At 63.2% G+C, this 12949-nt stretch carries 11 protein-coding genes and 1 riboswitch; of the genes, 5 read left to right on the top strand and 6 right to left on the bottom strand.

Annotation, left to right across the window (positions count from 1 at the left end):
• Positions 1 to 181: 181 nt before the first annotated feature.
• Entirely contained in the window at positions 182 to 1195 is a 1014-nt protein-coding gene (gene thiB / locus NKH41_RS06430; RefSeq protein ID WP_352724343.1) for a thiamine ABC transporter substrate binding subunit, read from the bottom strand.
• A 43-nt stretch (positions 1196 to 1238) separates the two neighbouring features.
• A riboswitch (TPP riboswitch) is annotated at positions 1239 to 1353 on the bottom strand.
• 127 nt (positions 1354 to 1480) lie between these two features.
• Between thiB and NKH41_RS06425 the strand changes: the two genes are divergently transcribed.
• From NKH41_RS06425 to NKH41_RS06410, 4 genes are all read left to right on the top strand, one after another.
• Complete coding sequence (locus tag NKH41_RS06425; RefSeq protein WP_352540290.1) at positions 1481 to 2125, top strand: thiamine diphosphokinase; 645 nt, start codon at positions 1481 to 1483, stop codon at positions 2123 to 2125.
• A gap of 15 nt (positions 2126 to 2140) precedes the next feature.
• A complete protein-coding gene (locus tag NKH41_RS06420) occupies positions 2141 to 3961 on the top strand; it encodes an ABC-F family ATP-binding cassette domain-containing protein (protein WP_352767633.1) in 1821 nt (606 codons plus the stop codon).
• 76 nt (positions 3962 to 4037) lie between these two features.
• Positions 4038 to 4280 carry a type II toxin-antitoxin system CcdA family antitoxin gene (locus tag NKH41_RS06415; protein ID WP_254816484.1) on the top strand — a complete coding sequence of 81 codons (243 nt, stop codon included), beginning with the start codon at positions 4038 to 4040 and terminating at the stop codon, positions 4278 to 4280.
• The gene (locus tag NKH41_RS06410) at positions 4280 to 4579 is read left to right on the top strand and encodes a CcdB family protein (protein WP_352450813.1); all 300 of its coding nucleotides are present in this window, start codon (positions 4280 to 4282) and stop codon (positions 4577 to 4579) included. Before NKH41_RS06415 ends, NKH41_RS06410 begins: the two co-directional genes overlap by 1 nt.
• A gap of 31 nt (positions 4580 to 4610) precedes the next feature.
• Here NKH41_RS06410 and NKH41_RS06405 read toward each other — a convergent pair whose 3' ends face one another.
• The gene (locus tag NKH41_RS06405; protein WP_352683372.1) at positions 4611 to 6296 is read right to left on the bottom strand and encodes a hypothetical protein; all 1686 of its coding nucleotides are present in this window, start codon (positions 6294 to 6296) and stop codon (positions 4611 to 4613) included.
• Positions 6297 to 6369: 73 nt separating this feature from the next.
• Positions 6370 to 7668 carry an adenylosuccinate synthase gene (locus NKH41_RS06400; RefSeq protein ID WP_023680654.1) on the bottom strand — a complete coding sequence of 433 codons (1299 nt, stop codon included), beginning with the start codon at positions 7666 to 7668 and terminating at the stop codon, positions 6370 to 6372.
• Positions 7669 to 7989: 321 nt separating this feature from the next.
• Here NKH41_RS06400 and NKH41_RS06395 point away from each other — a divergent pair, with 321 nt between their 5' ends.
• Complete coding sequence (locus NKH41_RS06395; protein WP_352767631.1) at positions 7990 to 8892, top strand: DMT family transporter; 903 nt, start codon at positions 7990 to 7992, stop codon at positions 8890 to 8892.
• Positions 8893 to 8951: 59 nt separating this feature from the next.
• Here the strand turns inward: NKH41_RS06395 and serA are convergent, their stop codons facing one another.
• The 3 genes from serA to NKH41_RS06380 form a co-directional block, all read right to left on the bottom strand.
• Positions 8952 to 10550 carry a phosphoglycerate dehydrogenase gene (gene serA, locus NKH41_RS06390; RefSeq protein ID WP_352613405.1) on the bottom strand — a complete coding sequence of 533 codons (1599 nt, stop codon included), beginning with the start codon at positions 10548 to 10550 and terminating at the stop codon, positions 8952 to 8954.
• Between the two features lie 183 nt (positions 10551 to 10733).
• Complete coding sequence (locus tag NKH41_RS06385; RefSeq protein ID WP_352500779.1) at positions 10734 to 11909, bottom strand: phosphoserine transaminase; 1176 nt, start codon at positions 11907 to 11909, stop codon at positions 10734 to 10736.
• A 182-nt stretch (positions 11910 to 12091) separates the two neighbouring features.
• Positions 12092 to 12841 (bottom strand): outer membrane protein, encoded by a 750-nt coding sequence (locus tag NKH41_RS06380; protein ID WP_352767630.1) that lies wholly within the window; start codon positions 12839 to 12841, stop codon positions 12092 to 12094.
• Between the last annotated feature and the right edge of the window lie 108 nt (positions 12842 to 12949).

Here is a 12949-nt window from a genome sequence, read left to right as displayed (position 1 = left end):
TTTGCCGAGGTCAGTGCCAACGGAAGTCTCCCTCCCCCTTGTGGGGAGGGGTTAGGGGTGGGGGTACGTCGTAGAGCGAAAGCCTCGGCGTTCCATCTGCGATAGCCGTGCCCTTGAGGGGGAGATGGCCGGCAGGCCAGAGGGGGGTGGCTTGGCGCAAACATGCGACGAGGCTTGAGCCCTACTTGCTCATCGCCGCAAGCCACTCATCGACCCAGGCCTTGCGGTTGGCCGCGACGTCTTCCGGGCTGAACAGCAGGGTCTTGGTCGGCTTGACCAGCTTGTCGAACGCCGGGTTGAGCGGCTTGTCGGTTTTGCCGGCCGGGAACATCCAGTTGGTTTCGGGAATGACATCCTGGAATTTCGGTCCGGTCATGAAGGCAATGAACTTTTCCGCCAGCGGGTTCTTCGCGCCCTTGGTGGTGATCCCCGCAACCTCGATCTGCAGATATTCGCCCTCCTCGAAGGACGCCGCCTGGTAGCGCTCGGTGTTTTCGGCGACCATGTGGTAGGCCGGCGAGGTCGTGTAGGACAGCACCATCGGCGCCTCGCCCTTGGTGAACAGGCCGTAGGCCTCGCTCCAGCCCGGCGTTACCGTCAGCACCTTCGCCTTGAGTTTGGCCCAGGCTTCCGGCGCCTTGTCGCCATAGACCGACTTGACCCACAGCAGCAGGCCAAGGCCCGGCGTCGAGGTGCGCGGATCCTGGATGACGATCTTCTCTCCGGCATCGCCCTCGACCAATTCCCTGAGGCTCTTCGGCGGGCTCTTCAGTTTTTCGGTGTCGTAGACGACGGCGAAATAGCCATAGTCGAACGGCACGAAAATATCGTCGCTCCAGCCGCCCGGTACATTGACGCCCGAGACGGCGCCGTGCGGCGAAAACAGGCCGGTTGCCTTGGCGTCGGCGGTTAAGTTGGTATCGAGGCCAAGTACGATATCGGCCTTGGTCGCGGCGCCTTCCAGCTTCACACGGTTGAGCAGCGCCACGCCGTCGGCGACCGAGACGAATTCGACGACGCAACTGCATTCGGCCTCGAAGGCCTTCTTCACTGCCGGTCCCGGACCCCAATCGGCGGTGAAGCTTTCATAGGTATAGACCGTCAGTCTATCCTGTGCCGATGCCTGCCCTGGCAGGGCGAGCGCGGATGCCGCAAGCAGGACAATTGAGACAAGAGAGTGGAAAAAACTGCGCATCGGCGCCTCCTTCGTTCGCGTTGAAAGGAATTGAGGCGTCGGGCTGTCCGAAACGTCTAATCCCTCCGCCGGTACAAACCGGATCAGGTTCAGCGGGTTGGCAGTCTTGCCTCTCAGCCGGTCCGCGAAGATCGCGTCCGGCACCCCGTTAGAGCGTTGCGACACATAGGCCCGGCCGAAGTGCTGCGCAAGCGGAAGTTTGCCGGACATCCAAAGCCCAGCCTTCCGTTTCGTCTGCCGTTTCATCTTCCGTTTCCGGGGCAGGGCTGGTAAGGGCCACGAGATATGAGCACATTCACCATCCTGCTTGGCGGCGATCTCATCCGCACGCCGCTGCTCGACCGCCAGGTCGAAGGCTCGCGCGTCATCGCCGCCGACGCCGGCATCGGCCATGCCCGTATGCTGGGCCTGAGGCCGGAACTCTGGGTCGGCGATTTCGATTCCGTGCCTGCCGAGTTGCCGGAGGATCTGGCCGCCGTGCCACGGCAGGTGTTTCCTGCCGAAAAAGACAAGACCGACGGTGAACTCGCTATCGCCGCCGCGCTCGAACGCGGTGCGACCAGCCTTGTGCTCGCAGGCGCCTTCGGCGGCAAACGTACCGACCACATCTTCCTGCATCTGGCGCTGAGCGTCCGGCTGGCGGAAGGCGGGACGAAAGTGCTTTTGACCAGTGGCGTACAGGAAGGCATTCCCTTGCTGCCGGGAAAGACTGGCTTCGACTATGCCGACGGCACGCTGTTTTCGGTGCTCGGCTTCTCCGATCTCGCCGGCCTGAGCGTCACCGGCGCCAAATGGCCGCTCGACCATGTCGAGGTTGCGTTCGGCTCGTCGCTGACCATTTCCAACGAGGTCAATGGCCGGCTCGAAATCGCGCTGGCCAGCGGCCGCGCGCTGCTGCTCGCGCATCCCTACCCTCTTCCGGAAAGCTGAGCCCAGAAAGCTGATATGGCGCCGCCACTTCTCAATCTCGACGGGATAAAGCTGACCTTTGGCGGCACGCCGTTGCTCGACGGTGCCGCCTTGACGGCCTCGGCTGGCGACAAGATTGCCCTGGTCGGCCGCAACGGCTCTGGCAAGTCGACGCTCCTCAAGATCGCCGCCGGGCTGATCGAACCGCAGGATGGCGAAGTCTTCCGCCAGCCCTCGGCAACCGTGCGCTACTTGCCGCAAATGCCCGACATGGACGGTTTTGCGACCGTCCGCGCCTATGTCGAGGCGGGGCTCGGGCCTGCCGACGATCCCTACCGCGCCACCTATCTGATGGGGCATCTCGGCCTGACCGGCGAGGAACGGCCGAACGACCTCTCCGGCGGCGAGGCGCGGCGCGCCGCCCTCGCCCGCGTCATGGCGCCGGAGCCCGACATTCTCCTCCTCGATGAGCCGACCAATCATCTTGACCTTTCGGTCATCGAATGGCTGGAGGAGGAGCTTGCCCGCACCTCCTCGGCACTGGTCGTCATCTCGCATGACCGCCGTTTTCTCGAGCGCGTGTCACGCGCCACAATCTGGCTCGACCGCGGCCAGACCCGCCGTCTCGACAAGGGCTTTGGCTATTTCGAGGAATGGCGCGACACGGTGCTGGAGGAGGAAGAGCGCGAGCAGCACAAGCTCGGTCGCCAGATCGTGCGCGAGGAGCACTGGCTGCGCTATGGCGTGACAGCGCGGCGCAAGCGCAACATGCGCCGGCTCGGTGAGTTGCAGACCATGCGCCAGCGCTTTCGTGGTCATCGCGGCGCCGAGGGTGCGGCGACGATGACAGCCAGCGACGCCGCCGAATCCGGCAAGCTGGTGATCGAAGCCAAGAACATCGAGAAGACCTTTGGCGATCTGACCGTGGTCAAGGGATTCTCGACCCGAATCCAGCGCGGCGATCGCGTCGGTCTGGTCGGGCCGAACGGCGCCGGCAAGACGACGCTGTTGAAGATGCTGACCGGCGAATTGAAGCCGGACGCGGGCACGGTGCGGCTCGGCACAAATCTGGAGATCGCCACGCTCGACCAGAAGCGCGAAGCCGTCGACCCGCAGGAGACATTGGCGCAGTATCTCACCGACGGGCGCGGCGAGAACCTCGTCATCAATGGCGAGCAGCGCCACGTCGTCTCTTACATGAAAGACTTCCTGTTCAAGCCGGAACAGGCGCGCACGCCGGTGCGCGAGCTTTCGGGCGGCGAGCGGGCGCGGCTGATCCTCGCCCGCGTTTTGGCGCGGCCGGCAAACCTGCTTGTGCTCGACGAGCCGACCAACGACCTCGACATGGAGACGCTGGAGCTGCTGCAGGAATTGGTCGCCGGCTTTGCCGGCACGGTGATCCTGGTCAGCCACGATCGCGATTTCCTCGACCGCACCGTGACCAGCATCATCGCGCCGGATGGTGACGGCCGCTGGATCGAATATGCCGGCGGCTATTCCGACATGCTGGCGCAGCGCGGCGGCACCAGGCTGGACGACCGCAAGGCGCGACCAAAGGCCGAGACGGGCGACGCGACGGCGGCAAGCAGGAACGAAGCGGCCGCACCGAAGGGCCCGGCCAAGAAACTGTCGTTCAAGCAGAAATTCGCGCTGGAATCGCTGCCCAAGAAGATCGAGGCGGTGTCGGCCTCGATCTCGCGGCTGGAGAACAACATCGCCGATCCGGCCTATTACGAGCGCGATCCGGCCTCGTTCCAGAAGACGATTGCCGCGCTCGACAAGGAGCGCGTCACACTGGCAGCGCTCGAGGAGGAATGGCTGGAACTGGAAATGCTGCGCGAGGAGATGGAGGGGTAATTCGCGAGTTCAAGCACCTTGTCATTGCGACTAGAGAGGAATGCGCATATATTATGCGCATACTGCGGAGGTGATCATGCGCAAGATAGCTGTGAATGCGGTTCGCCAGCCGGCAAATCTGTCGATCGACTCAAAGCTCATGAAGGAAGCCAAGGGGCTCGATGTGAATGTCTCGCGCGCCGCTGAAGCCGGCATCGCCGAGGCCGTGGCCGCCGAAAAGACGCGGCTGTGGAAGCTTGAGAACCGCGCGACGATAGATGCCTGGAACGAATATGTCGAAAAACACGGTATTCCGCTGGCAGAACATCGGCAATTCTGATGGCGCGCTACGACGTCTTCGCGGGTAGCATCGAAGGCGGCTATCTCCTCGACGTCCAGGCCGATCTGCTAGACCATTTCAAGACCCGGGTGGTCGTCCCGCTTTTGCCGGCTGCGATGGCGCCATCACCAATGCGAAAGCTCCATCCGATTTTCGAGATCAATGGTCGGAAATTGGTCATGGCCACCCATTTGATCGCCACGGTTGCGGCGACGGAACTGGGCGAGAGCCGACTGAATCTGACGAGGCATCACGACGAGATCGTGGCCGCGCTCGATATGCTGTTCCAGGGCTTCTGAGCCAGAGAGGCGTTGGGCTGGTGAGCCGACCTCACCCCGCCGTCTTTGTCTGCCAGGCCTTTAGCGCCTCGTCAAACACCTTCTCGCCTGGAATGCCCTTTTCCATGGTGAGCAGCGCCCGCCGCCCGGTCTTGTAGACGACCGGCACGTCGATCCAGTCCTGACCTCTGAGCAAGGTCAGATTGGCGTCTTCATCCGCCTTGGTATCGTTGAGCGCAACCAGGAAGAAACCGTCGGCGATCTTGGCCGGGATGCCGATCAGCGGGCTTCCGGCATCTTGCTCGGAGCCCTTCATGGCGACACGCAGGATGTTGTCGACGCCGCCGCCCTCGAAGCCGTCAGGCGTCAGGAAGATCATCTCGATAATATGGCTGGCCGGCAGCGTCTGGTCGGTGTTGCGACGGATCGTCATGCGCAACTGGATATCCTTGCCTGGAATGGTCGCCTCGGCGCGGATCGCCGGCTCGGGCGGCAGGTCGCCGCCGGGCGATTCCTGCACCAGCGACCAGACGATGTTGCCGGGCTCGGCCGAGCCTTGAGCGGTGCTGGTGCGCTCCTCGTAGAAGATCGCCTTCTGGCCGACGGCCAACGTGGCTTGCGGCGGAACTGCCGTTGGTGCCGCTGCCGGTGCTGGCGGCGGGGCGGCCGCTGCAGGCGCTGCTGCCCCGTTGGCGGGCGGCGTTGCGGGAGTTGGTGCAGCGGACCCATCGACTGCTGGAGCATTGGCCGTGGCTTGCGTGTCGGCGGGTGCGGCCGGAGCCGGCGCGGCCGGTGCCGGGGTGGTCGGCGCTTGTGCGGCCGATGGCGGCGTGGTCAGTGCGGCGACGGATTCGCCTTCGCCGATGCCCGCCTGCCCGGCCGCGGGGCCGGGATCGACTTCGTGCCCCTCGGGCGTCAGGCGCTGCGTGAACTTCGCGCCCTCGCCGGCATCCGTCGGAGGCGCGGCGGCCGGTACGGCCGCATCGGCCACCGGCTTGGCCGGGGCTGGTTTTACCAGCGGTTCGGTGGCGACGGCTGTGGTCGAGTCGAGGCCGAGCATGCTGCCGAACGCATCCTTGTTCAGCCAGATGCCATAGCCACCACCGGCAATGACGAGCAAGGCAATGGCGGCGGCGATCACACCGCCATAGCTGCGCCTGCGCTCGGCAGGATAGAGCCGCTGGAACCTGTCCTCCGCGGGGCCGCCGTCGTTGGAAAAGTCGTCGCCCGGAAAAACGCCGTCTTGGCCGTCAGCCGTCGGAAGATCCATATCGGACGGCGGCGGACCAGCGCGCTCCTGAGAAAGAGCGACGGGCTGCGGCTTTTGCCAGTTCGGCGCCGCCTTGGCGGGCGTGGGCTGCCAGGCCGGCCCAGTCTTTGCTGGCTCCGTCTTTGCCGGCTCGGTCTTGGCCGGCTGCCATGCCGGCTCCGTCTTTGCTGGCTGTCGGATATGGCTGGACTGGTTCTTGTTGCGGTCGATGGAGGAGAAGATGTCCTCCAGTTCCGCCAGCGGGTCGGGTGGCGGCGCAGGCTTGGCATAGTCCCGCTCGACTTTGGCGATGGCGTCTTCCAGTGCACGCATCTGCCGGTCGACATCGGAAGGCGTCATGGTGGCCTTCTCTGCGAGTTGTTTCGCGATTGACGAACGGGCCCTGTCATAGACCCTAGCGCGCACTTCCGCCGACGGCTCACCGAGTTTATCGAGCGCCTTTTTCAGAATAGGAACAAAATCTACCATACGTCAGTCGACCTGCATTTGTTTCTGGGCCGGCCCCCGCAAATCAGCCGCAATGCCCGGAAAGGCTGAGAAACTAGTCTTGAAACGGATCGGTCACAAGTATCGTGTCGTCCCGTTCAGGGCTGGTGGAAAGGAGTGCGACCGGCGCGCCGATCAGCTCCTCGATGTAGCGGACGTACTTCACCGCCTGGGCCGGCAGGTCGTTCCAGCTGCGCGCACCGGCGGTGGTGCCTTTCCACCCCTCCAGCGTCTCGTAGACCGGTTCGACGCGGGCCTGCGCACCCTGGCTGGCCGGCAGGTAATCGATCGCCTCGCCGTCGAGTCGGTAGCCGGTACAGACCTTGATCTCGTCCAGCCCATCGAGCACATCGAGCTTGGTCAGCGCAATGCCCTTGATGCCGTTGACGGCGACGGCCTGGCGGACCAGCACGGCATCGAACCAGCCGCAGCGGCGCTTGCGGCCGGTGACGACGCCGAATTCATGGCCGCGCGTGCCCAGGAACTCGCCGATCTCGTTCTTCTGTTCGGTTGGAAACGGGCCTTCGCCGACGCGCGTCGTATAGGCCTTGGTGATGCCGAGCACATAACCGATGGCGCCCGGCCCGACACCCGACCCGGCGGCGGCCTGGCCGGCAACCGTATTGGACGAGGTGACGAACGGATAGGTGCCGTGGTCGATGTCAAGCAACGTCCCTTGCGCGCCCTCGAACAGGATGCGCTCGCCGGCGCGGCGCTTGTCGTCGAGGATTTTCCAGACGCGGTCCATATAGGGCAGGATCTCGTCGGCCACCGAGATCAGCTCGCTCATGATCGCCTCGTGCGTGACCTCGGCATGGCCGAGCCCGCGCCGCAGCGCATTGTGGTGCGTCAGCAGCCTGTCGACCTTCAAGGGCAGCGTTTCCAAATCCGCCAAATCCATCACCCTGACCGCGCGCCGGCCCACCTTGTCTTCATAGGCGGGACCGATGCCGCGACGGGTCGTGCCGATCTTCGTTCCGGAATTGGAAGCGGCGTCCTCGCGAAATCCGTCCAGCTCCCGGTGCAAGGACAGGATAAGCGCGGTGTTTTCGGCTATTTTCAGGCGGTCTGGCGTCACCTCGACGCCCTGCGCCTTCAATTTCGCAACCTCCGCGACGAAAGCGTGCGGATCGAAGACGACGCCATTGCCGATGATGGACAGCTTGCCTTGCCGCACCACGCCGGACGGCAGCAGCGACAGCTTGTAGACCTTGCCGTCGACGACCAGCGTATGGCCGGCATTGTGGCCGCCCTGGAAGCGCACGACAACATCGGCGCGCTCCGACAGCCAGTCTACGATCTTGCCTTTGCCCTCATCGCCCCATTGCGAGCCGACGACCACCACATTGGCCATATTTCTTTTCCCTTGAGACGCCGCACGAGCAGCTTGAAACAGTTCGAAACGACAGGCCTCTATCGCATCGGCCCCCAAAATCGGAATCGATTTTCGGAAAGCACGACGCGAGGATTAAAGCCTTCCGACGCGTACTTTGTAGCGTCCAATTGCACGCACGTCGTTCTATAGCGTCAAGACCCGGCGAGCGCGACCACTCTTTGCCGCCCAAAACGCTCCGAGGCACAACAATTTTCGCCTTTGACATCATTTACTTGGGCTGGCGGTCGCAATAGGCCCACACCGACCGTCAAATTCCCTCTGCCTGGCCGGGAGTTCACGATGCATCGAGCCGCCTATCTGTTCCTGCTGTTCACCACCTTGCTGTGGGGCGGCAACTCCGTGGCGGGAAAGCTGGCGGTCGGTCATATCTCCCCGATGACGCTGGTCTTCCTGCGTTGGCTGCTGGCGGTTCTGATTCTGCTGCCGATCGGCTGGGGAACGCTACGCCAAGACTGGCCGGTGGTGCGCAGGCATTGGTTGCTGCTTGGCGGGCTCGGCGCTTGCGGCTTCGCCTTCTTCAACACGATCTTCTACACGGCGCTCAACTACACGACGGCGATCAACGTCTCGATCGAGCAGGCGGCGATACCGATCGTGATCATCATCGCCAATTTCCTGCTGTTTCGCCTGCGGGTGAACCGGGTGCAGATCGCTGGCGTCGTGCTGACCATCATTGGCGTCGCGGTGACGGCGAGCCATGGCGACCTGCGCCAGCTTCTCAAGCTGGATCTCAACTTTGGCGACGCGATCATGCTGGTCGCCGTGCTTTGCTACTCCTTCTATTCGGTGGGGTTGCCGCTGAAGCCGGTCATCCGCTGGCAGAGCCTGATGCTGGCGCTGTCGGTTGCCGCACTCGTCACATCGCTGCCTTTCTTCCTGTGGGAGATTGCCGCCGGCAAAGTCATCGTCCCCGATGCCCGCGGCTGGGCGGTCGCGTTCTATACCGCCATCGGTGCTTCGGTCATCTCGCAGATCTTCTATATCAGGGGCAATGAGCTGATCGGCGCCAACCGCGCCGGCCTGTTCATCAATCTGGTGCCGATCTTCGGCACGCTGCTATCGGTGCTGATTGTCGGCGAGACATTCCAGCTCTATCAGGCGCTGGCTCTCGCGCTGGTGCTCGGTGGCATCAGCCTCGCCGAATACAGCGGACGGAAGATGGCGGCATCCGCTGCTGAATGAAGTCGCTTGCCGCGACGTTCCACCGCCCCGCGTGCTGCTGCACACGGGGCGACCGAATTTCAGGCTATCCCAACATCGAAATGCAGCCGCTTGGCAGAGTCGATCGACTTGTGCGAGCGCACCTGCGCCAACACGTTTTCCGGGAATGGCGCATCGAGATAGAGCAATGCGATGGCATCACCGCCCGGCCGGTTGCGGCCGAGCTGGAAATTGGCGATGTTGACGCCGTTCTCGCCGCACACCGTGCCGAGCAGACCGATGATGCCGGGCGCGTCGGCATTGGTCGTGTAGAGCATGTGCTGGCCAACCTCGGCGTCGAGATTGATGCCCTTGATCTGGATGAAGCGCGGCTTGCCGTCCGAAAAACACGTGCCGGCGATCGAGCGCGTCCTGTGCTCGGTCTTGACCGTCAGCTTGATATAGCCGTCGAACACGCCCGACTTGTCGCGCTTGACCTCGGCGACGATGATGCCGCGCTCCTTCACCATGATCGGCGCCGACACCATGTTGACGTCGGCGACCTGCGGCCGGATCAGCCCGGCAAGAGTGGCGCTGATCAGCGCCCGCGTGTTCATCGTCGCGGTCGAGCCGTCGAACAGGATCTCGACCTCCTTGATCGGATCCTCGGTGACCTGTCCGACAAAGGCGCCGAGCACTTCGGCGAGCTTGACGAAAGGTTTCAGCCGCGGCGCTTCCTCGGCGGTGATCGATGGCATGTTGATGGCATTGGAAACGGCGCCCTTGATCAGATAGTCCGACATCTGCTCGGCGACCTGCAGCGCGACATTCTCCTGCGCCTCCATCGTCGAGGCCCCCAGATGCGGCGTTGCCACCACATTCTCCATGCCGAACAGTGCGTTGTTCTCCGCCGGTTCGACCTCGAACACATCAATGCCGGCGCCGGCCACCTTGCCGCTCTTCAAGGCCGCGATCAGGTCGGCCTCGACGATCAGCCCGCCACGGGCGCAGTTGATGATACGCACGCCGGTCTTCATCTTGGCGATCGCCGCGGCGTCGATGATGTTGCGCGTCTTGTCCGTCAGCGGCGTGTGCAGCGTGATGAAATCGGCGCGGGCGAACAGCTCGTCGAGCTCGACCTTTTCGACGCCGAGCTCCTCGGCGCGGCTGTCCGACAGGAATGGATCGAAGGCGATGACATGCATCTTCAGGCCGACGCCGCGCGTAGCGACGATCGAACCGATATTGCCGCAGCCGATGATGCCCAGCGTCTTGCCGGTGATCTCGACACCCATGAAGCGGTTCTTTTCCCATTTGCCGGCGTGGGTCGACGCGTTGGCCTCCGGTATCTGGCGGGCCAGCGCGAAGATCATGGCGACGGCATGCTCGGCGGTGGTGATCGAATTGCCGAAGGGCGTGTTCATCACGATGATGCCCTTGCGGCTCGCCGCCGGGATGTCGACATTGTCGACGCCGATGCCGGCGCGGCCCACGACCTTCAGCCTGGTCGCAGCATTGATCAGCTTCTCCGTGACCTTTGTCGCCGAGCGGATGGCCAGCCCATCATACTGGCCGATCACTTCGAGCAGTTTTTCCTTGTCCTTGCCGAGATCCGGCAAATAGTCGACCTCGATGCCGCGATCCCTGAATATCTGCACGGCGGTGGTGGAAAGTTTGTCTGAGACGAGAACGCGGGGCATTGGCTTGGTCCTTTGCGATTGGCGTCCCTCCCCTTTGAGGGGAGGGTCGGCGCGAAGCGCCGGGGTGGGGTCGTTGCGGCCGGATGCGGCCAAATCTTTTTCTTTCTGGATGGCGGATCGTTGAGCGGGTGGAGGCGACCCCACCCGGCCCTTCGGGCCACCCTCCCCTCGAGGGGGAGGGAGTCAGGCCGCCGCTTTGAGCGACGCCTTTTGCGCGGCAAAGGCCCAGTCGAGCCAGGGCAGCAACGCTTCGAGATCGGAGGTCTCGACTGTCGCCCCGCACCAGATGCGCAGGCCGGGCGGTGCATCGCGGTAGGCACCAATGTCGTAGGCGACGCCTTCCTTGTCGAGCGCCGAGACAATTGCCTTGGCGAATGCAGCCTGTCCGTCGGCGTCGAGTGCAGCGACTTGCCGGTCGATGAAGGAAAGGCAGACCGACGTGTTCGAACGCGTCGCCGGGTCGACGGCAAGATGGCCGAGCCAGGAAGATTTCCGGACAAAGCGATCGAGAACGGCGGCATTGGCATCCGCTCTGGTGACCAGCGCGTCGAGGCCGCCGATCGACTTCGCCCAACGCAGCGCGTCGAGATAGTCCTCGACGCACAGCATGGACGGCGTGTTGATGGTCTCGCCCTTGAAGATGCCTTCAATGAGCTTGCCGCCCGAGGTGAGGCGGAAGATCTTCGGCAGTGGCCAGGCCGGCTTGTAGCTTTCCAGGCGTTCGACGGCGCGCGGGCTGAGGATCAGCATGCCGTGCGCGCCCTCACCGCCCAGCACCTTCTGCCAGGAGAAGGTGACGACGTCGAGTTTCTGAAAATCGAGCTGTTGCGCAAAGGCCGCCGAAGTCGCGTCGCAGATGGTCAGGCCCTTGCGGGTGGCCGGGATGAAATCGCCGTTCGGCACGCGCACACCCGACGTCGTGCCGTTCCAGGTGAAGACCACGTCGCGGTCGAAGTCGATTTTGGTCAGGTCCGGCAGTGCCCCGTAGTCAGCCTCTAACCTGCGCACATCGGCGAGCCTCAGCTGCTTGACCACATCGGTGACCCAGCCGGAGCCGAAGCTCTCCCAGGCCACCATGTCGACGCCGCGTTCGCCGAGCAGCGACCACAGCGCCATTTCGACCGCGCCGGTATCCGAGGCCGGCACGATGCCGATGCGGTAATCCGCCGGAACCTGGAGGATTTCCCGGGTCAGCTCGATCGCTTGTTCGAGCTTGGTCTTGCCGATCTTGGCGCGGTGCGAGCGCCCGAGCGCGGCATTTTTGAGCGCCTCGACCGACCAGCCGGGGCGTTTTGCACAGGGACCTGAGGAAAAATTGGGATTTGCCGGACGGAATCCGGGCTTCGCATGCGTGGTCATCGTGGTCTATCCTTCCAGATAGTGGCCCCTCGTTGGGGAGGGGTGGCCCACGGATGGCGATATGCGTTCAGACTTTCGGCGTCAAGGGGAAAGTTTTTGTCGCTGTCAGGATATTGCCGGGGGCGAAACGCAAACGGCGGGCCTGCGACCCGCCATTGTCAACGCCTCGGCTTCGATCGAGCCTACCACAGATCGTAGCGTAGTCCGACTTTGACTTGATGATTGTTGATCCCTTTGCGGATCGGAAAAGAAGTCAGACTCTCGGCAGTCACATATTCGGCGTCTGGCGCGGAAAAATACTGATAGCCCAGATCGACCGAGACGTTCTTGGACACTTGGTACGCAAGCCCGGCATTCAGCGTGTAGGCGAAGGAGTACTGGGTCTTGTTGTCACGCCGGACGAAATCGTCGGTGGGGTCGGCGTTGTCGGTGAAGTAGCTCGCCGACAGGCGACGCTTGCTCTGCACGACACCGACACCGGCGCCGAGATAAGGTGTGATTCCGACATAGGTGCCAAGGTCGATATAGCCGTTGAGTATGCCTGAGAAGGCATAGTTCTTCAGGGTCGCCGATGCCACGGTCGTTCCGTCGTTATAGCCGACGTCGATCTTGTTGCCGGGAAGATAGCCGACATTGAGATCGGCGCGCAGATAGTCGTTGAAATGGTAGCCGAAGCCGATGCTGGCGAAGATGGGATCTTCCTTTTCGTCGAAGCTCGCGGGTGTAAAGGCGAAATGCTCATCCTTGAAGCTCTTCTGCATCAGATAGGAGACATCGCCGCGCAGATACCATCCCGAGCCAACCTCGACCGGTACATAGTCGGGCGCCTGGTCGACATAGACCGGCGGTTCGTAATCGGCGCCAAGCGCCGGCGTCAGCGGCACCAGGACGACTGCTGCAAGCGCCAGTGCTATAGGCGATTTGAATGTCATGGTCCTCGGCTCCCGAACTTGGCGCATTCGCGATCGCGCGCGCCGTTTCAGACAGCATTGTTAACCATAGTGGTTAAGTGCGGGTTAAGGATAACAAGGCGTTAGCAA

Source organism: Mesorhizobium sp. M1169 (genome assembly GCF_040318345.1).
In the GTDB taxonomy this organism is placed as follows: Bacteria; Pseudomonadota; Alphaproteobacteria; order Rhizobiales; family Rhizobiaceae; genus Mesorhizobium.
Note: the sequence above shows the minus strand (reverse complement) of the source record. Positions and strands in the feature narration are given on the sequence as shown.